Source organism: Staphylococcus sp. GDY8P45P (assembly GCF_017892745.1).
Lineage (GTDB): Bacteria > Bacillota > Bacilli > Staphylococcales > Staphylococcaceae > Staphylococcus > Staphylococcus cohnii.
Map to the genome: position 1 here is coordinate 638,526 of NZ_JAESLS010000006.1, position 19,705 is coordinate 658,230.

Below are 19,705 nucleotides of genomic sequence, written 5' to 3' on the forward strand. Positions count from 1 at the left end.
TAATGATATGTTAAAAGAAAATAATATGCAATCCACAGCCTGGAATGATTTTAAAAAAGGTCGCTGGCAACATCATGTAGATGTAAGAGAATTTATTCAACTAAATTACACATTATACGAAGGTGATGATCAATTTTTAGAAAGTCCTACAGAAGCAACAACTAAGCTTTGGGATCAAGTCATGCAATTGTCTAAAGAAGAACGTGAACGCGGTGGTATGTGGGACATGGACACAAAAATCCCTTCTACCATCACTTCTCACGAGGCAGGTTATCTAAATAAAGAATTAGAAAGCATAGTAGGTGTCCAAACCGATAAACCATTCAAACGTTCAATGCAACCTTTTGGTGGTATTCGCATGGCCAAAGCAGCTTGTGAAGCGTATGGTTATGATTTAAATAGTGAAACTGAAAAAATATTTACTGACTATCGTAAAACGCATAACCAAGGAGTATTCGATGCATACTCCAAAGAAATGCTAAATTGCAGAAAGGCTGGGATCATTACTGGACTTCCAGATGCGTACGGTCGTGGACGTATTATTGGAGATTACCGCAGAGTCGCTTTATATGGTGTAGACTTCCTAATGCAGAAAAAAATGGAAGATTTCAACAATATGTCTAAAGAAATGTCAGAAGATGTCATTCGATTACGCGAAGAATTGTCTGAACAATACCGAGCATTAAATGAATTGAAAACATTAGGTAATATTTATGGATTTGACTTAAGTCGCCCAGCTTATAACTTTAAAGAAGCAGTACAATGGTTGTACTTAGCATATTTAGCAGCGATTAAAGAACAAAACGGTGCAGCTATGAGCTTAGGTCGTACTTCAACATTTTTAGATATCTATGCTGAAAGAGATTTAAACAATGGATTGATTACAGAACGTGAAGTGCAAGAAATCATAGACCACTTTATTATGAAATTACGTATCGTAAAATTCGCGCGAACACCTGACTATAATGAGTTATTCTCTGGTGATCCTACTTGGGTAACAGAATCTATCGGTGGTGTAGGTATTGATGGACGTGCATTAGTAACTAAAAACTCATTCCGATTCTTACATTCACTAGATAATTTAGGTCCAGCACCTGAACCAAACCTCACAGTATTATGGTCAGTTCGCCTACCTGACAATTTTAAAACATATTGCGCAAAAATGAGTATTAAAACAAGTGCAATTCAATATGAAAATGATGACTTAATGAGAGAATCTTATGGTGATGATTATGGTATTGCATGTTGTGTATCTGCTATGACAATTGGTAAACAAATGCAATTTTTTGGCGCTCGTGCTAATTTAGCAAAAACATTATTATATGCTATTAATGGAGGCGTAGATGAAAAATCAGGACGTCAAGTTGGGCCTGCCTATGAAAGTATAAAAACAGAAATCCTAGATTATGATGAAGTATTTGAAAAATTTGATAAAATGATGGATTGGTTAGCTGGAGTATATATTAATTCACTTAATATTATTCATTATATGCATGATAAGTATAGTTATGAACGTATAGAAATGGCATTGCACGATACAAATATCATTAGAACAATGGCTACAGGTATAGCTGGTCTTTCTGTTGCTGCAGATTCATTATCTGCAATCAAATATGCAAAAGTAAAACCTATTCGAGATGAAAATGGTATTGTTACAGATTTTGAAATTGAAGGTGATTTTCCTAAATATGGCAATAATGATGCACGTGTCGATGATTTAGCAATAGACCTTGTAGAACGCTTTATGACAAAATTACGTAGTCATAAAACTTATCGCAATTCGGAACATACAATGAGTGTATTAACGATAACATCAAATGTTGTATATGGTAAGAAGACTGGAAATACACCAGATGGTCGTATAGCTGGAGAACCATTTGCACCAGGTGCAAACCCTATGCATGGACGTGACCAAAAAGGCGCACTTTCTTCACTAAGTACCGTAGCAAAAATACCTTATGATTGTTGTAAAGATGGTATTTCTAACACATTTAGCATCGTTCCAAAATCACTAGGTAAGGAAAGTAATGATCAATGTAAAAATCTCACAAGTATGTTGGATGGCTATGCAATGCAACACGGACATCACTTAAACATTAATGTATTTAATAGGGAAACACTATTAGATGCAATGGAACACCCTGAAGCATATCCACAATTAACGATTCGTGTTTCTGGTTATGCCGTTAACTTTATTAAATTAACACGAGAACAACAATTAGATGTAATTTCACGTACTTTCCATGAAAAAATGTAATTTGAATTTAAGGCGGCCTATATATGTTAAAAGGACATTTACATTCTGTTGAAAGTTTGGGTACCGTTGATGGTCCAGGATTACGCTATATTTTATTTACCCAAGGTTGTTTACTAAGATGTTTATACTGTCATAATCCAGACACTTGGAAAATAAATGACTATACACGCGCAGTTACAGTTGATGAAATGGTAAACGAAATAATACCTTTCAAACCATATTTTGATGCATCAAATGGAGGTGTGACAGTAAGTGGTGGTGAGCCTTTACTACAAATTAAATTCTTAACCTCCCTATTTCAATCGTTAAAAAAATATGATATTCATACCTGTATAGATACATCAGCTGGTACTGCGAAAAATACACCCACTTTTGAAAAACAATTAGATGCTTTATTAAAATATACAGACTTAATATTATTAGATATTAAACATATTGATAATGCTAAACATAAGGAATTAACTGGCCAACCTAATACACATATATTAAACTTTGCTAAAACACTTTCTCGTAAAAGACAGCCTGTTTGGATAAGACATGTGCTGGTGCCAGGTCTTACAGATAATAAACAAGATTTGATGCGGTTAGGTGAATTTATAAATTCACTCGATAACGTTAAGCGCTTTGAAATACTGCCATATCACCAACTAGGTGTGCATAAATGGCAATCACTAGGTATAACTTATGTGTTAAAGCATATAGAAGCACCTACTGAGGCTGAAGTAAAACAAGCATATCAATATGTAAATTTTAAAGGTTACACCCCTATTTAACTTTATTTAGACACATTAAAATTATCGCGGTTATTAAAATGTATCAAATCAAAAAAGTAGTGAATGATATCATTTGAAATGTAGATATCATTCACTACTTTTATTTTTTGCTATTGAACATGAAATTGAATAATATTTTTCAAAATGATATATTAACAGAAACAAATTTTAAGGGGATGTTTCTTTGGATAATCATACTTCAACAAAACTAATTTCTATCAGTGCTTCTATGAAATTTATTAATGCTCAAATGATTCCAGGAATTTTGACGCTATATAATGATAAAATTACGTTTAAAGCAAAAGGAATAATTGAAAATCATGAAATCAAAAGTTTATTCCCTTTTGATGAACTTCAAAGTGTTAAATTTGGACTATCCTTAACCCCTTTTAGAATAACTATTATGGAATCAGACGGAGAGCCTTGGCTTTTTGACCAGGTTCCAAGAAAAGATGGCAAAAAATTTGTAGAGTTATATAATGTACTTCTTTCTGAATAAGTAACACATTAGGTTAATCTGAAACTAAGCTATCATTGTGATGGTTTAGTTTTTTTATAAAGACAAATACTACTTTTATATATCAACATCTATTTTGCAACACTTCTCATGTATATCAACTAAAAAGAGTGGCCAAAACGTATAAACGTTAGAGCCACTCTCAGATTTTAAATTCTTTATATTTATATCTATTATTTTATTAACTTTCATTTCTAGCAGCTAATTTTTTATCTTCAGCTTTTGAAATGATAAGCGCACAAGCGGCATCACCTGTAATATTGACAGATGTTCGTGTCATATCTAATAATCTATCAATACCTAAAATAATACCAATTGCTGCTGGATCTAATCCAACGGCATTTAAAACCATTGCTAACATAATCAGTCCAACCCCAGGTACGCCAGCTGTACCAATAGATGCTACAACAGCGATGACCACAACAGTTATAATTTGCATAAATGAAAGCTCTACACCTGAGATTTGTGCAATAAATATTGTCGCAACACCTTGCATGATTGCCGTTCCATCCATGTTTATTGTTGCACCGAGAGGTTGTACGAAAGATGCTACTTCTGGTCTAACACCCATATTTTTTGTACATTTAAGTGATACTGGTAAGGTTGCAGTGGAACTCGAAGCACTAAAACCTAGTGTTATTGCAGGAAGAAACCCCTTAAAGAATTTTAGTGGACTTGATTTAGCCATAAATTTCACCGCTGAACCATATACAACGAAGAAATGGATAAATAGCGCTAGAAGCACTATAAAGAAATACATACCAAGTTGTTGGATAGCTCCAAATCCTGCCCCTGTAAATGCATGTGCAACAAGACCAAAAGTACCTATAGGTGCAAATACGCTCATGATCATCGTTACAATATACATTAAAACTTCGTTGGTTTGCTCAAATAACCGATGTACCGCTTCAGCTTTCGAACCAACCATTATCAAACCAACCCCTATGAAAATGGCAAATGTAATAATTTGCAACATATTTTCTTCACTCATGGCTTGTAATGGATTTTTAGGAAAAAGATTGATCAGTGTTTGATCAAACGATTGCTTTGCAGCAGAACTTTGTGAATTATCTTCTTTATCTAATGTTTTTTGATAACTTGAAACATCTTCACTTTTTAATAAATCTGATTTCCCTTCACCCGGTTGTAAAACTAAAGCTAAAGTAATCCCAATAATAATAGCTATTGCAGTAGTAGTTAAAAAGAAACTAATCGTTTTCAACCCAATACCACCTAGTAATTTAGGATCACCCACACCTACTACACCTAACACAATTGAAACAAACACAACAGGCACCACTAACATGAAAATTAAATTCAGAAAAATTTGCCCAATAACATTGAAGACATATTTATCAACGTTGACTACAAAACTCGATTGCGCAAACATGTTAAGTATGGAGCCTATTGCTATACCGAGAATTAACGCTATAACAATTTTCAATGAAAGATTTTTAGTCTTCATAATAACATCCCCTTTATGTTTATTAGATATAGTATATAGTAATATTATACATTTTGAAACAAAAGTATATATTCAATAAAAAAATGCTATGTAAAATAATATTTACATAACATCTAATATATTATATAAGATTATTCTGCATAGCATAAATAGCCGCTTGTGTGCGATCAGATACTTGCAATTTAGCAAATATGTGACTTACATGTGTTTTAACAGTTTTTTCTGAGACAAATAAAGTTTCCGCAATTTCTTTATTTGTTTTACCCTTTGCCATTTCTGTCAATACTTCAGATTCACGTTTAGATAGTTTGTTTGTATAGTGCGGTTTACTGCTCACAGATTCCATCACACTTTGGGCTTGTGGATGGATAACTTTTTCACCTGACAATACATTTTTAATTGTTTTAATCAACTTCTCAGGTTCAACATCTTTCATTTCATAACCATCGGCGCCTTTATCAATTGCCGAAATCACATGTTCATCATCTACATAACTGGTTAGCACTAATATTTTTACTTCGGGATATTTTCGCTTCATAATTTCAGTGATTTCTATACCATTCATATTAGGCATCACTAAATCTAATAATACAATATCGGGTAATTCATGCTCTTCCAAATAACTTAAAAATGATTTGCCATCTGAAAAGCCTTTAACAACCTCTATATCATCAACTGTTGATAATAGAAATTCTAAACCTTGTCTTACGATATGGTGATCATCTACCAAAATGATTCGATTCATCTTGACCTTCCTTTCGAAACTTTATAATGGTATTGAGATATGAATTTTTGTACCTTTGTTTGGTTCACCTTCAATTGTCAATTTACCATTTATCTGTTTAGTCCTTTGTTTCATATTATTCAAGCCATGCGAATGATAAAGATTTGACTTATGTTTATCAAAACCTTTGCCAAAATCAGAGATTGTTACCAATAAATAATTGTCCGCTTGAACTAAATCTAATCGAACTTGAGTGGTTTCACTATGTTTTTTCGTATTATTCATTGCTTCTTGAACAATTCTATAAACATTTTCCTCGATTTGACTTGGAAGTTTAATTAAACCATCCACTTTAACAATTAACTCTAACTGTAGTAATTCACTATACTGTTTTAGTGCACTAACTAATCCTTGTTCTAAACCAACGGGTTTTAATTGCCAAATTAAAGCTCTCATTTCATTTACTGCTTGCTGGCTTGTATCTTCAATCACTTGGAATGCCTTACGAGAAACCTTTTCTTGTGTCATCCCTAATGCTGCGTGTGCTGTCAATTTAACAGAAAAAAGCATTTGGTTTACTGAATCATGTAAATCTCTAGCTAATCTATTACGTTCACTAATACGCGCAGCTTCTTTTTCTTGATCGGTTAAGAGAATCCTTTTTATTGCAGATCCGATTTGCAATGCAACAGATTCTAATAACTCTAAGTTTTCTGCACTATATCTCCTTGTATAAGGTGTTGCAACATTGAGTAACCCAAATTGCTCTTCGCCAGACCTTAACGGTACAGTAGCATGGTGTGTAATACCGTCAGTTTCTTCATGATAAGCCCGATTGGCTAAATTAATTCTCGAACAATTTATAATATTTGAAGCTTTCGTTAACTTTTTATTTTGATATGCTTGAACACACCAACACGTACCCTTTCGCATATATTGACAATGATTATTTTCCAATGCTCCTGGTAAACCATTATATGATACGAGCTCATGTTGCCCCACATCATCAATGAAGAAAATCCAGCCCGTAGTAAATTCACTACCATCAATCAACGATTTTAATGCGCCTTGTAGCATACTATATGTTTCTGTTTCTTCATTTAAAAATTCAGCAATTTCTTTTAATAATGCTAATCTTGTCGGTTTTTCCATTTAACCAGTCCATTCTTTAACAACACTATTTACATACATTATACAAGTTTGTAAAGCATTTAAAAATAGATAAATAATTCCTTTTTACTTGAATTAAAACAATGTAAAAAATTATTAAATCAATCTCTGGGTCTAATATTTTTAACAGCGTGTTTATGGTATGATAATAATTGATTAAAGAGGAGGATATTATGAAATTTCAAATCCCAGAAAATTATGATGAATTAACACTTAGAGAAATTTTCCAGCAATTACAATTACCAAAAAAAGATTTACACAATTTAAATATGTCAAAAGAGATTAAAATCAATGATATAAATGCAAAACTCACGTCACAAGTACATACAGGAGATCAAGTTTACATTCCAACACCAGAAGAAAAAAGTAATTATTTACCAAGTTATCGATATGCACAAATTTATTATGAAGACAATGATTTAGCAATCGTTATGAAGCCTAAAGGGGTTAAAACGCATCCTAATGATTTAAAAGAAAGTAATACATTAATGAATCATGTGATATATACAATCAATAGTGACTATGCAGAACCGATACATCGCTTAGATCAAGAAACTGTGGGCTTATTAATTGTTGCTAAAAATCCTTTAATGAAAAAAATCCTAGATCGTATGTTAGAAGAAAATAAAATAGACCGTATCTATAAAGCAAAGGTACATAGCTTGTTACCTATTAAACCACAAACCATTAATGCGCCTATTGGTAAAGATAAATTTCATTCGAACAAGCGCCGAGTATCTACTACAGGACAATCTGCTATTACACACATTTTGTCTTCGAATATGGTCAAAGAAAATGTATGTGAAGTCGATTTGAAATTAGACACGGGTCGAACACACCAAATACGTGTGCATTTAGCAGAAATTGGACATCCAGTTATTGGAGATCCACTATACGGTGATTCAACTTTAAGACAACTCCAATTGAATAGTTATAAAATTGAATTTATTCACCCATTAACACAAGAAAAAATATCAGTTAGTTTAGATGATGAAATTTAAAAGAGATAGGTTGAATTTTCAATTCTCTCTATAGCTTTTATCGCGCGAACAACATTGTAGTTAAAATGACTCAAAATAAATGCAAAAACGTCAATTTCTATTTCATTTTAATAGAAATTGACGTTTCGTCGTTAATCAAAGATATTGATATGCCTTAAGATTTTAAATTTATTTAGGTTCAACCATATCTTCCGGTTTAATCCACTCATTAAACTGTTCTTCAGTTAAATATCCAGATTGGATGGCAGATTCTTTTAATGTTAAACCTTCTCGATGGGCTTTTTTAGCTATGCTAGCAGCTTTTTCATACCCAATATGAGGATTTAATGCTGTTACTAACATTAGTGATTGATTTAAATAATTATCAATGTTTTCTTCAATTGGTTCAATGCCTACTGCACAATTATCGTTAAATGTTTGCATGCCATCCGCCAATAAATATATAGACTGCAATGTATTATGCAAAATCACAGGTTTATAGACATTTAATTCAAAATTCCCCTGTGAACTACCTATACCAACCACAGTGTCATTACCCATAACTTGAACTGCAACCATCGTCAACATTTCACATTGTGTTGGGTTGACTTTACCAGGCATAATAGATGAACCAGGTTCATTTTCTGGTATAGAAATTTCAGCAAGCCCAGCACGTGGTCCAGACGCTAACCATCTCACATCATTTGCAATTTTCATTAAGTCAGTAGCTAAAGCTTTGAGAGAACCATGTAATTGAACGACCTCATCATGCGCAGTTAATGCATGAAATTTATTTTCAGATGATACAAATGGATACCCAGTATTTTTTGAAATAAATTTAGCAACTTTATCACCAAATTCTGGATGAGCGTTAATACCGGTACCTACTGCAGTACCCCCGATTGCTAAATTTAAAATATGCGCTTTTGATTCACTAAGTAATGTTTCACATTTATCTAACATATAACGCCATCCGCTTATTTCTTGCCCTAAACGAATAGGTGTAGCATCTTGTAAATGAGTACGTCCGATTTTTATAATATCATTAAACTTTGCTTCTTTTTCTTTAAAAGTATCACGTAATGATTTTAATGCAGGTTCAAGTTTTACTTCAATTTCATTATATAGTGCAACATGCATCGCAGTAGGGAAAGTATCATTTGAACTTTGAGATTTATTCACATCATCATTTGGATGTATTGACTCATCGCTACCTTGTTCTTTGAGATACATATTCGCAACATAACTCACGACTTCGTTGACGTTCATATTGCTTTGTGTACCGCTTCCTGTTTGCCAAACGACTAATGGGAAGTGTTCATCCAATTCTTTGTTTAATATACGATCACATGCATGAACAATAGCATCTTTTTTTGCGTCACTTAGTTTTCCTAACTCATGATTGGCTAATGCTGCCCCTCTTTTTAATTGAGCAAATCCATAAACAACTTCAATTGGCATTTGTTCTTTTCCAACTGGAAAGTTACGTTTACTTCTTTCTGTTTGTGCACCCCAGTATTTATCTGCAGGTACTTCTATTTCACCAAATGTATCATGTTCAATTCTAACTGACATTTAAAAATCTCCCCTTCAATATGTATTTAACTTTAGTATAGCATTAATTAATTTAACTGGGCAATCTCTTAATATAGCGTTTTCATTACATAAAAAATGTCTGGTTAATAGCAACGATTTACAAAGCTTAATTAATTAGTTGCTAGCATGAAAAAACCAGAAACTAATTTTTAATTCCTGGTTTATACATCTATTCATTATTCTTTTGTAATTGTTACATCGTTAAATTTCACCTTTGCTGCTTGTATAATACCTATTGCAGTTAAAACTAAAAGAATTGCGCCAATAATCATAGTCACAGGACTAACTGTGACAAGAAGCCCTAAAAACCCAGTTAAACTATTATAAAAACCTCCAAGCGGCTTAAATAACAATACTGTTATAACAATACAACATAATATACTAATAATGATCCCAGTTTGATTACTTTTTACAAATGTAGAAGCATTTACTTTATCTACCAGTCCATGTGACAAGTTGATTTGTAGTTGAATAATTTTAAATAAGATTGGCAGATATATTGCTCCAATGGCCATAGGAAAGCCTTTTATAGAAATTAAATTTACAATCACAGCACTTATCATGAGGTATTTCCAATAGTTACTTAACATATTAATGATAACTCCTTAATTCAAATAATGACTTAATAATAACATAATCAAATTTATGTTGGCATTGTTTTTTTATTATTCATATAACCATAAGCAAATAACTTGGCACATTGATTAAATAAATATAAAAAGAAGCGAGAAGGACATCAAATTTTTAAATATTTGATCATCACTTACTCGCTTCCAATTATTTATAAACGAAATAATGATTTTGTTTGTAAGTAGTACTCATAGAATGTCATTTAGGCTTTGATAGATACTATTTAATCACTTATTAAATAAACGTAACACTTTAATTATCTAAATCAGAACGTACATTTGAATCATGTGATTTATCTAGTTTATCTTCATCATTTTCTTCAGAAATTTGTTCCATTTCTTTTCCCAATTCTACGATATCTTCAAAATCATCGACCATTTCATTTTTGGGTTCTGTTTCATGGTTAGAATACTGTTTATTAGCATTATCATTTGTCATTAGTTACACCTCACATTTTTAATTTTATGCGAAACGTGCAGTGAAATAGTGACGAACATCTTCAGGAAGGCCTTCTGCAGCAGCTTCATCCAAAATAACATTCACCATGCGGTGTGCTTTCAAATCAGATGGCTCAAATGAAGTTTTACCATTTTCTTCATATAATTTATGCACAACATCTTTTTTCTCAGAACCAGTAATCACTAAAATTACTTCTCTTGCAGAAAAGAGACCATGATTGATACTTACATTTAGTTTACCATTTGTATCTATTGACAGTATTTGTGTAATCAATTTACCTTTATTTTCTTTAGTTTTGATTTTATCACTTATAAATGATTCTGTATCTTGACCATATGAAACACTATATATTTGACTTTCTGGTACGCCTAACGCTTCAAAATAAGACTTATTGCTATCATAATCTAATATATTAATTTGACTAAAATCTACTGCATGATCATCTACATTTTTCTTTAATTCATCTAATACTGGTGCATTATCATTAGAAAGATGTATGCCTGCTATAGTAGTTGGATTATTGTTAAACTGTTTTCTTAAAATATCTGCAGCGTATTCTGCCACACTTTTTTCGTTTTCTAAAATTTTAAAGTTCATTGCCATAGTTATTACACTCCTCTTAATCTTTTAAGACGCGTTCTAGCATTATTTATAATAATACCCTTGAAGCTATCTTCATAAACTATATAATTTTAATAATCAACTAAATTTTCAAAAACTACTTTTAGCTTTATCTTCATTATACAAATGTCAAAGTCGTTTTTCATCGATTAATATATAATTTAATGTAAATTTGGAAAATTTTGTTGTCTCAACGCTTCATAAATAAGTAAAGATGCAGTATTTGATAAATTTAATGATCTTATATTATCATTCATTGGGATTCTTAATGCTGTATCTTTATATTTCTCCTTTACCCAATCAGGTAAGCCAGTAGTTTCTCTACCAAAAATAAAATAATGATTTTCATCTTCATCAGTAAAATCAAAATCAGAATAAGTTTTTTCACCAAACTTAGTTAATAAGTAATATTCACCTTCCGTACTTTCAAAAAACGATTCTATATTTTCATAATAACTAATATTTACAGAATCCCAATAATCTAATCCTGCTCTTTTCAACATCTTGTCATCTGTACTAAATCCTAATGGTTTTATTAGATGTAAATGTGTATATGTACCGGCACAGGTTCTAGCGATACTACCCGTATTTCCGGGTATCTGTGGTTGAAATAATACAATGTGGTTCGTCATGCTTTTTATTCTCTCCTCATATCTAGTCCTTTTAACATCTCATGTTGGACTTCCTCTAATTCACTGTCGTAGTGTGCTTCAATAAATGGTCTTGCTTGCTCTCCCTGAATTTGTCCAATTGCCCAATAAGCTGTAGCTCTAATCATAGGCCTTGGGTCATTTAATGCGACTTCTTGTAATTCGGGTATCGCAGTTTCCTCTTTAAAATGTGCTAACGCTAGAATTGCGTTTCTTTGAATTGGTTTTTTACCTCTCCAAGCACCTGCTAAATGACCGTAAGTATTTTTAAACTCTTTATTACTCATTTGTAATAATGGTACTAACCTTGGTTTTAATGTTTCTGGTTCTAACACAATATCATCATGCTGTGTATTAATACCACGATTTCTTGGACAAACTTGTTGACATGTATCACAGCCATAAAGTCGATTACCAATTTTATATCGATATTCATCTTGCATGTAACCTTTTGTCTGTGTTAAAAAACTAATACATTTTTGACTATTTAGTTGTCCATCACCAACTAAAGCTCCTGTTGGACAACGGTCAACACAAATTGTACAATCTCCACAACTATCAATGATTGGGTCATCAGGAGGAAAAGGAACACTAACTAACATTTCTCCTAAATAAGTCCAAGTACCGAGATCTGGATTTATGACAAATCCATTTCTACCTACATAACCTAATCCTGCGCGTTCTGCAACAGCTCGGTCTGACAACACACCCGTATCAACCATAGATTTAATTTCCACATCTGGGACTCTAGCCTCTAAATACTCAGCTAATTTATCTAAACGTTTTCTCATGATTGAATGATAATCTTGGCCCCAAGATGCCCTTGCAAACATACCTCTTCTGTCTCCACGCACGCTTCTAGGTGCACCTTTTAATTTATTGGGATAACCAACAGCAATAGCAATAATAGATCTTGCAGTAGGCAATGTTAACTTAGGTTCAGTACGCAAACCAATATCTGGTTCTTCAAATCCAGAGGCATATCCCTTTTCATGATAATCAACTAATTTTTGCTTTAATTCATCAAATGGATCAGCCGTGGTAAAACCAATACTATCAATACCAATTGAGTGAGCATAGTCTATGACATCTTGTTTCAATTGATCTACATTCATTTTTCACACCCCACCTTAAAAACATACATTCTATAGTTTAACATATTCATTATTAATAAGAGAATTCGATAATCCAATTTTCAATATTTATTAAAAAAACCAAGGTGCTATGAATGAATTACAATAATCCATTGCCAAACACCTTGGTTGATTTTATATTTATAAAACACGTGCTAAAAAGTTTCTAGTTCTATCATGTTGTGGTTGCTCAAAAATATTTTGTGGTGTACCTGATTCCACAATGACACCATCAGCCATAAACACAACTTTATCACTCACGTCTTTTGCAAAATTCATTTCGTGTGTTACAACTGCCATAGTCATACCTTCTTTGGCTAAATCTTTCATTACTTCTAAAACATCACCAACCACTTCAGGATCTAGTGCTGAGGTGGGCTCATCAAACAGAAGTACTTCTGGATTCATTGCTAAAGCTCTAGCAATAGCAACCCTTTGCTTTTGCCCACCCGATAATTGAGCAGGATATGCATTAGCCTTATCTTCTAATCCAACTTTTTTCAACAAATCCATTGCTTCCTTTTTCAAATCTCTTTGATTACCCTTTTTTAATAAACTAGGAGCCAATATGATATTGTCTATAACCTTCTTATGTGGAAATAAATTAAAATTTTGAAAAACCATACCCATCTGTTGTCTTAGTGTTTCTAATTTAGTTTTTTCATTTGTTAAACTATGATCTTTAAATATCACTTCACCACTTGAAGGGGTTTCAAGAAGGTTTATACAGCGTAAAAGTGTACTTTTACCACTACCTGAAGGACCTATTATAGCAACAACATCACCTTTATCCACCGTTAGATTTATCCCTTTTAAAACTTCATTTTTTCCAAAAGATTTATATAAATTTTTAATATTAATCACTAACTTTCAATCTCCCTTCGAAGAAATACATCACTCTTGATAAAGTAAATGTAAGTATAAAGTATAATATTGCAGCTACAATGAGCGGTGTAAATGGATCAAATGATGCTCCTTGTACAACTTGTGCATTGAACATTATTTCACTAACACCTATTACGGATACAATTGATGATTCTTTAATAACAGTAACAAACTCATTACCTAAAGCTGGTAATATGTTTTTTACAGCCTGTGGTAAAATAACTGATTTCATTGTTTGACCATATGTAAGTCCTAAACTTCTTGCAGCTTCAGTTTGTCCTTTATCAACTGCATTAATACCAGCTCTTATAATTTCAGCAATGTAAGCTGAACAGTTTATAACAAGTGCTATCATGCCACATATCAAAGCTGAGATATCTAGACCTAAAACTGCTGTGGTACCAAAATAAACTAGAAATACTTGAACTAATAAAGGAGTGCCTCTTAAAAATTCAATATAAGCTGAAGAAATCCATCTCAATATTTTCACTTTACTTAATTTTAATAATGCAATAAATGCACCAAATACAGCACCTAAAACGACTCCAACTATAGAAATTAAAATCGTGTTTTTAATTCCTTTTAAGAAAAAGCTGCCATATTTCGTAAAGAAATTACCGTCATCTTTTTGCATTGCATCAGCAGCTGACGCTTTATAATCTTCCAGCAAATTTTTATTTTTAACATCTTTGATAGAGGTGTTTAATTTATCCATAAGCATGGGAGAATTTTTAGGTAAGGCAATTGCCGTTTCTTTTCTACCTTCATTAAACTTAACATCATTAGCAAAAGTTAAATCTTTATTTTGTTTTAAATATGCTTCTGCAACTGGCCCTTCAATTACCATTCCATTAACTTTTCCGCTTTTCAATGACATTATAACTTCAGGTACACGTGTTAAAGATTGAATTTGTGCATTATCGATTTCAGTTTGCGCAATTTTTTCTTGTTGTGTTTGCTTTTGTACACCTATTTTTTTATTCGCAAAATCTTCAATTGTTTTGAAACGATCTGCCTCAGACTTTTTAATAATCATTTTTTGATCGACTGTCATATAAGGGTTTGAAAAATCCACCTCTTTCAAACGTTCTGGTGTAGGTGTCATTCCAGAAATAATGATATCAATTTTACCAGTTTGTATCGCACCTAATAAACTATCAAACTGCATATTTACAATTTTTAATTTTAAATGATTATCTTTCGCAATCTTTTTTGCGATATCAATATCAATGCCTGCATACTTTGATTTACCATTAACATTATGTTCAAACTCATATGGTGCATAATCAGCTGATAAACCAACACGCAATTCACCACGCTCTTTAATTTTATGCCATTGATCTTTTTCACTAGCATTTACTTCTGGATTTATGTAAATAATTAAAGTACTTATAAGGAATGAAAAAACAGTAATCACTTTCAATATTTGTTTCATCTATTAATCCCCTTTCTATAATATTTATTATTATACATAATTACGCAAAAATATTCAATAAGAGATTTGTATATTTTTCTTAATTTTAAAAGTTCATGTTCGTATGATTACATAAAATGGTATATTTGATGTCGTCAACTGACAGCTATATTCTATATATATTAAAAAAACACCTCCATTTAATATGAAGGTGTTTTTTAGCTCGTCGTTCTGATTTCAAAATTTATATCAATTAATATGTATAATGACTGTTATAAACATGCATTATAATATTGAAAGATAGATAAAACGCTTAACTATTTATTATCTATGTGATTGTAAAACTTTGTTACTGCTTAGGAATTTCAAATTTATAAATATCATCTGTATATTTACGCATCATTTTTTTACAAATTTCATGCACAAAGAATGCTGATACAAATGGTATTATAAAATATCCAAATACTAATAAAATAATATTCATGGTCGGATCTCCATCCATTCGATTAAACGCATTGATAGGTCCAACCAAACCAGTATAACCAAAACCAGCAGACATTGGTGTACCTTTAATTCCAATAAAATAAGCTATTAAGCCACCAATCACGCCATTAATGATTAATGGTATTGCAATAATTAAATGTTTAAAATAAACAGGAATCATCATCTTAGCTGCACCAATAATCAATACTAAATTGACGCCAGCACCGTTAACTCTAATTGAACCAAATAAAAAAGTCACACAAGCTGCTACAATACCCATATTAGCTGCACCACTACCTAAACCAGATAAGCTAATTGCCGTTGCAATAGCAACTACAGATATAGGTGTAACCATCAACAAAGCATATGTGACACATATCAATATAGACATCATCAATGGATTTAACTCTGTAAATGCATTTACTACATGACCAATTCCTTTAGTGACATTTGATACATAACCTAACGTAAACAAACCTATAAATCCACTTATAACAGGAATAATAACAGGTAACAAAATCATTTCCAGTGACCCTAATTTATTTTGTAATAACAAATATAAAGAACAAGATATCATTACAACTAAAATAGTATTAATGATATCACCAATGCCATTAAGTAAAAATCCATCCGGTGTCATCTTAACAGCACCACTACCGATCATAGCAGAAACTCCTATCATCGTGGCACCAGCACCGCTAAATTTAAATTGATGCGCTGCTAAAACACCAATTATAAATGCCATAAATGATTGAATCAAAACGACTAACTGATAAATAGTTTCTAGTAATTGGTTGCCTTCTTTAAAAAACTTTAATAATTCACCTAATAATGCATTAGGTATTAATGCTATGACTACACCTGCTCCAACAGCTTGTAAAATATTACTAAAAAATGTTTTCCCTGTAACCTTGGCTGTGCTAGATTTTACCATTCTTGTATCCTCCAAATATAACATTAGACTTATAATATTATATTTTCGACTAAACTACAATATGAAGTTTAATATTAAAAACCAAGGTTTAAATATTTAACAGTATCTTATAATATATAACAGCTCACCATTTGAATAAGAAATGATTTTTAATTGTCAGTTCACTTCTAACAAATTGACAACTTAAATTTTGCGAAAAAAGTTTAAATAACTAAAAAACTATCAATGTAATAAATGTACAACAAACTTTCCTATTATTTACAAAATCAGTAGAGTAAGTATGTATTGTTAAACTGATAATTAGATTATCAAGCAAAAATAAAATTTCTACACCCTTGCAGGCCAATAATTTTCACAATATTTTGTAGCTATTCAATGTTCAAAATATTTAAAGTCAATGGTATTTAATGAAATCCATAAAAAAAGAAACCCCATAATAATGAGGTTTCTGAGAAATACTAATTCGCTATTTATACCAGCGGTCGGGATCGAACCGACACTCCAAAAAGGAACGGGATTTTGAGTCCCGCGCGTCTGCCAATTCCGCCACGCTGGCTCAATGTTATAAACAAAAAACTTCCAATCAGGAAGTGATAATGGAGCGGAAGATAGGACTTACACCTATATCTCATTCCGGGAAGGAATGTGTTCTAAGAGTTAAACTACTCCCGCATAATATAAAAATTAAATGGAGCGGAAGATAGGACTTACACCTATATCTCATTCCGGGAAGGAATGTGTTCTAAGAGTTAAACTACTCCCGCATGATATTAAATTAAATGGAGCGGAAGATAGGGCTTGCACCTATATCTCATTCCGGGAAGGAATGTGTTCTAGAAATTGAACTACTCCCGCATAATTCATGGAGGCGGCAACCGGATTTGAACCGGTGATAAAGGTTTTGCAGACCTCTGCCTTACCACTTGGCTATGCCGCCAATAAAACTGGGCTAGCTGGATTCGAACCAGCGCGTGACGGAGTCAAAGTCCGTTGCCTTACCGCTTGGCTATAGCCCATTAATAAATAAGGGCGGCTGATGGGAATCGAACCCACGAGTGTCGGAACCACAATCCGATGCGTTAACCACTTCGCCACAACCGCCATGGCAGGGGCAGTAGGAATCGAACCCACATCGAAGGTTTTGGAGACCTTTATTCTACCTTTGAACTATGCCCCTATTAAATTAAATGGTGGAGGGGGGCAGATTCGAACTGCCGAACCCGAAGGAGCGGATTTACAGTCCGCCGCGTTTAGCCACTTCGCTACCCCTCCATGAAAATGGTGCCGGCCAGAGGACTTGAACCCCCAACCTACTGATTACAAGTCAGTTGCTCTACCAGTTGAGCTAGGCCGGCTTGTATAAAATGGTTCAAGACAGAGTCGAACTGCCGACACATGGAGCTTCAATCCATTGCTCTACCAACTGAGCTATTGAACCATAATATTAAAATAATGGCGGTCTCGACGGGAATCGAACCCGCGATCTCCTGCGTGACAGGCAGGCGTGTTAACCGCTACACTACGAGACCAAATTATGTAATTGCGGGAGGCGGATTCGAACCACCGACCTTGGGGTTATGAGCCCGACGAGCTACCGAACTGCTCCATCCCGCGATAATGATATTAATGGCGGAGGAAGAGGGATTCGAACCCCCGCGAGCCGTTAAGCTCCTGTCGGTTTTCAAGACCGATCCCTTCAGCCGAACTTGGGTATTCCTCCATAAATATATGATAATTAAATTTATTAAATTGTAATAAAATGGCGGAGGAAGAGGGATTCGAACCCCCGCGGGCCGTTAAGCCCCTGTCGGTTTTCAAGACCGATCCCTTCAGCCGAACTTGGGTATTCCTCCAAAATTATATGGACCTTGCAGGATTCGAACCTGCGACCGAACGGTTATGAGCCGTTAGCTCTGACCAACTGAGCTAAAGGTCCAGAGTATAATTTACAACTAATAATAGTGGCGGTGGAGGGAATCGAACCCACGACCTCACGGGTATGAACCGTACGCTCTAGCCAGCTGAGCTACACCGCCGTTGTAATTTAGTTTGAATCAATAATAAATGGTGGAGACTAGCGGGATCGAACCGCTGACCTCCTGCGTGCAAAGCAGGCGCTCTCCCAGCTGAGCTAAGCCCCCATTTTAAAATTTATTTTAGCAGATATCGGGAAGACAGGATTCGAACCTACGACCCCTTGGTCCCAAACCAAGTGCTCTACCAAGCTGAGCTACTTCCCGTTTTTCATAGGATGAAGCATTAATTACGCGCCCGATAGGAGTCGAACCCATAACCTCTTGATCCGTAGTCAAGCACTCTATCCAGTTGAGCTACGGGCGCTTAATTCAAAGATGGTGCCGAGGACCGGAATCGAACCGGTACGATGATCTCTCATCGCAGGATTTTAAGTCCTGTGCGTCTGCCAGTTCCGCCACCCCGGCAAAATAATGGAGCAGAAGACGGGATTCGAACCCGCGACCCCGACCTTGGCAAGGTCGTATTCTACCGCTGAACTACTTCTGCAAATGCGGGTGAAGGGAGTCGAACCCCCACGCCGTAAGGCGCTAGATCCTAAGTCTAGTGCGTCTGCCAATTCCGCCACACCCGCGATATTTGTTTAATGGTGAGCCATAGAGGATTCGAACCTCTGACCCTCTGATTAAAAGTCAGATGCTCTACCAACTGAGCTAATGGCTCTAAACATGGTGCCGGCCAGAGGACTTGAACCCCCAACCTACTGATTACAAGTCAGTTGCTCTACCAGTTGAGCTAGGCCGGCAAATTAAATGGTGGAGGATGACGGGTTCGAACCGCCGACCCTCTGCTTGTAAGGCAGATGCTCTCCCAGCTGAGCTAATCCTCCATTTATAATTGCCTGGCAACGTCCTACTCTTGCGGAACGTAAGTCCGACTACCATCGGCGCTAAGGAGCTTAACTTCTGTGTTCGGCATGGGAACAGGTGTGACCTCCTTGCTATAGTCACCAGACAATGTCATGTATAACTATTATACAT

16 protein-coding genes, 26 tRNA genes and 1 rRNA gene are annotated in these 19,705 nt (G+C 34.0%); 4 read left to right on the forward strand and 39 right to left on the reverse strand.

Going from position 1 to position 19,705, the window contains the following annotated elements; genetic code table 11:
* The first annotated feature begins 7 nt into the window (after positions 1-7).
* From pflB to KA873_RS07795, 3 genes are all read left to right on the forward strand, one after another.
* Positions 8-2,257 (forward strand): formate C-acetyltransferase, encoded by a 2,250-nt coding sequence (gene pflB, locus KA873_RS07785; protein ID WP_210140205.1) that lies wholly within the window; start codon positions 8-10, stop codon positions 2,255-2,257.
* A gap of 23 nt (positions 2,258-2,280) precedes the next feature.
* Entirely contained in the window at positions 2,281-3,030 is a 750-nt protein-coding gene (gene pflA, locus KA873_RS07790) for a pyruvate formate-lyase-activating protein (RefSeq protein ID WP_107384714.1), read from the forward strand.
* A gap of 184 nt (positions 3,031-3,214) precedes the next feature.
* The gene (locus KA873_RS07795) at positions 3,215-3,529 is read left to right on the forward strand and encodes a hypothetical protein (RefSeq protein ID WP_226953592.1); all 315 of its coding nucleotides are present in this window, start codon (positions 3,215-3,217) and stop codon (positions 3,527-3,529) included.
* A 199-nt stretch (positions 3,530-3,728) separates the two neighbouring features.
* On the opposite strand, the gene KA873_RS07800 is transcribed toward KA873_RS07795, so the two are convergent.
* The 3 genes from KA873_RS07800 to KA873_RS07810 form a co-directional block, all read right to left on the reverse strand.
* On the reverse strand, positions 3,729-5,012 hold the full coding sequence (locus KA873_RS07800; RefSeq protein WP_107384713.1) for a dicarboxylate/amino acid:cation symporter: 1,284 nt from the start codon (positions 5,010-5,012) through the stop codon (positions 3,729-3,731).
* 121 nt (positions 5,013-5,133) lie between these two features.
* Entirely contained in the window at positions 5,134-5,757 is a 624-nt protein-coding gene (locus tag KA873_RS07805; protein WP_107384712.1) for a response regulator, read from the reverse strand.
* Positions 5,758-5,778: 21 nt separating this feature from the next.
* Positions 5,779-6,888: a GAF domain-containing sensor histidine kinase gene (locus tag KA873_RS07810; protein WP_107386063.1), complete on the reverse strand. Its 1,110-nt coding sequence runs from the start codon at positions 6,886-6,888 to the stop codon at positions 5,779-5,781.
* Positions 6,889-7,079: 191 nt separating this feature from the next.
* On the opposite strand from KA873_RS07810, the gene KA873_RS07815 reads away from it, so the two are divergent.
* Positions 7,080-7,907 carry an RluA family pseudouridine synthase gene (locus tag KA873_RS07815; RefSeq protein ID WP_107386556.1) on the forward strand — a complete coding sequence of 276 codons (828 nt, stop codon included), beginning with the start codon at positions 7,080-7,082 and terminating at the stop codon, positions 7,905-7,907.
* Between the two features lie 168 nt (positions 7,908-8,075).
* Here KA873_RS07815 and fumC read toward each other — a convergent pair whose 3' ends face one another.
* From fumC to rrf, 36 genes are all read right to left on the reverse strand, one after another.
* Positions 8,076-9,461: a class II fumarate hydratase gene (fumC, locus tag KA873_RS07820; protein WP_107384709.1), complete on the reverse strand. Its 1,386-nt coding sequence runs from the start codon at positions 9,459-9,461 to the stop codon at positions 8,076-8,078.
* A 197-nt stretch (positions 9,462-9,658) separates the two neighbouring features.
* Positions 9,659-10,072: a hypothetical protein gene (locus KA873_RS07825; RefSeq protein WP_107386554.1), complete on the reverse strand. Its 414-nt coding sequence runs from the start codon at positions 10,070-10,072 to the stop codon at positions 9,659-9,661.
* Positions 10,073-10,364: 292 nt separating this feature from the next.
* The gene (locus tag KA873_RS07830) at positions 10,365-10,550 is read right to left on the reverse strand and encodes an SAS053 family DNA gyrase inhibitor (protein WP_107384707.1); all 186 of its coding nucleotides are present in this window, start codon (positions 10,548-10,550) and stop codon (positions 10,365-10,367) included.
* A gap of 24 nt (positions 10,551-10,574) precedes the next feature.
* Entirely contained in the window at positions 10,575-11,174 is a 600-nt protein-coding gene (locus KA873_RS07835; protein WP_107384706.1) for a sugar phosphate isomerase family, read from the reverse strand.
* Between the two features lie 179 nt (positions 11,175-11,353).
* A complete protein-coding gene (gene trmL / locus KA873_RS07840; protein ID WP_107386552.1) occupies positions 11,354-11,824 on the reverse strand; it encodes a tRNA (uridine(34)/cytosine(34)/5-carboxymethylaminomethyluridine(34)-2'-O)-methyltransferase TrmL in 471 nt (156 codons plus the stop codon).
* Positions 11,825-11,829: 5 nt separating this feature from the next.
* Positions 11,830-12,957: a tRNA epoxyqueuosine(34) reductase QueG gene (gene queG, locus KA873_RS07845; protein WP_107384704.1), complete on the reverse strand. Its 1,128-nt coding sequence runs from the start codon at positions 12,955-12,957 to the stop codon at positions 11,830-11,832.
* A gap of 159 nt (positions 12,958-13,116) precedes the next feature.
* Positions 13,117-13,839, reverse strand: coding sequence for an amino acid ABC transporter ATP-binding protein (locus KA873_RS07850; RefSeq protein ID WP_064263717.1), 723 nt, complete (start codon positions 13,837-13,839; stop codon positions 13,117-13,119).
* On the reverse strand, positions 13,832-15,295 hold the full coding sequence (locus KA873_RS07855) for an ABC transporter substrate-binding protein/permease (protein ID WP_064263714.1): 1,464 nt from the start codon (positions 15,293-15,295) through the stop codon (positions 13,832-13,834). Before KA873_RS07855 ends, KA873_RS07850 begins: the two co-directional genes overlap by 8 nt.
* A gap of 328 nt (positions 15,296-15,623) precedes the next feature.
* Complete coding sequence (locus KA873_RS07860; protein WP_107386693.1) at positions 15,624-16,691, reverse strand: PTS sugar transporter subunit IIC; 1,068 nt, start codon at positions 16,689-16,691, stop codon at positions 15,624-15,626.
* Positions 16,692-17,164: 473 nt separating this feature from the next.
* Positions 17,165-17,247: transfer RNA gene (locus tag KA873_RS07865), tRNA-Leu, on the reverse strand.
* Between the two features lie 41 nt (positions 17,248-17,288).
* Positions 17,289-17,363: transfer RNA gene (locus KA873_RS07870), tRNA-Gly, on the reverse strand.
* A gap of 17 nt (positions 17,364-17,380) precedes the next feature.
* Positions 17,381-17,455: transfer RNA gene (locus KA873_RS07875), tRNA-Gly, on the reverse strand.
* A gap of 16 nt (positions 17,456-17,471) precedes the next feature.
* Positions 17,472-17,546: transfer RNA gene (locus tag KA873_RS07880), tRNA-Gly, on the reverse strand.
* A gap of 8 nt (positions 17,547-17,554) precedes the next feature.
* Positions 17,555-17,628: transfer RNA gene (locus KA873_RS07885), tRNA-Cys, on the reverse strand.
* Between the two features lie 7 nt (positions 17,629-17,635).
* Positions 17,636-17,707: transfer RNA gene (locus KA873_RS07890), tRNA-Gln, on the reverse strand.
* Between the two features lie 12 nt (positions 17,708-17,719).
* Positions 17,720-17,792: transfer RNA gene (locus KA873_RS07895), tRNA-His, on the reverse strand.
* 2 nt (positions 17,793-17,794) lie between these two features.
* Positions 17,795-17,868: transfer RNA gene (locus KA873_RS07900), tRNA-Trp, on the reverse strand.
* Positions 17,869-17,879: 11 nt separating this feature from the next.
* Positions 17,880-17,963 (reverse strand) — tRNA-Tyr (locus tag KA873_RS07905).
* A gap of 7 nt (positions 17,964-17,970) precedes the next feature.
* Positions 17,971-18,046 (reverse strand) — tRNA-Thr (locus KA873_RS07910).
* A gap of 10 nt (positions 18,047-18,056) precedes the next feature.
* Positions 18,057-18,129: transfer RNA gene (locus tag KA873_RS07915), tRNA-Phe, on the reverse strand.
* Between the two features lie 15 nt (positions 18,130-18,144).
* Positions 18,145-18,220: transfer RNA gene (locus KA873_RS07920), tRNA-Asp, on the reverse strand.
* Positions 18,221-18,231: 11 nt separating this feature from the next.
* A tRNA-Met gene (locus KA873_RS07925) sits at positions 18,232-18,305 on the reverse strand.
* Between the two features lie 13 nt (positions 18,306-18,318).
* A tRNA-Ser gene (locus tag KA873_RS07930) sits at positions 18,319-18,411 on the reverse strand.
* A 40-nt stretch (positions 18,412-18,451) separates the two neighbouring features.
* Positions 18,452-18,544: transfer RNA gene (locus tag KA873_RS07935), tRNA-Ser, on the reverse strand.
* 9 nt (positions 18,545-18,553) lie between these two features.
* Positions 18,554-18,627 (reverse strand) — tRNA-Ile (locus tag KA873_RS07940).
* A gap of 26 nt (positions 18,628-18,653) precedes the next feature.
* Positions 18,654-18,727 (reverse strand) — tRNA-Met (locus tag KA873_RS07945).
* Positions 18,728-18,756: 29 nt separating this feature from the next.
* Positions 18,757-18,832 (reverse strand) — tRNA-Ala (locus KA873_RS07950).
* A 25-nt stretch (positions 18,833-18,857) separates the two neighbouring features.
* Positions 18,858-18,931, reverse strand: a tRNA-Pro gene (locus tag KA873_RS07955).
* Between the two features lie 26 nt (positions 18,932-18,957).
* Positions 18,958-19,031: transfer RNA gene (locus KA873_RS07960), tRNA-Arg, on the reverse strand.
* Between the two features lie 12 nt (positions 19,032-19,043).
* Positions 19,044-19,132: transfer RNA gene (locus tag KA873_RS07965), tRNA-Leu, on the reverse strand.
* Positions 19,133-19,139: 7 nt separating this feature from the next.
* Positions 19,140-19,214 (reverse strand) — tRNA-Gly (locus KA873_RS07970).
* Between the two features lie 3 nt (positions 19,215-19,217).
* A tRNA-Leu gene (locus tag KA873_RS07975) sits at positions 19,218-19,299 on the reverse strand.
* Positions 19,300-19,312: 13 nt separating this feature from the next.
* Positions 19,313-19,388, reverse strand: a tRNA-Lys gene (locus KA873_RS07980).
* A 6-nt stretch (positions 19,389-19,394) separates the two neighbouring features.
* Positions 19,395-19,470, reverse strand: a tRNA-Thr gene (locus KA873_RS07985).
* 8 nt (positions 19,471-19,478) lie between these two features.
* A tRNA-Val gene (locus KA873_RS07990) sits at positions 19,479-19,554 on the reverse strand.
* A gap of 10 nt (positions 19,555-19,564) precedes the next feature.
* Positions 19,565-19,679 (reverse strand): 5S ribosomal RNA (gene rrf / locus KA873_RS07995).
* Positions 19,680-19,705: the final 26 nt, after the last annotated feature.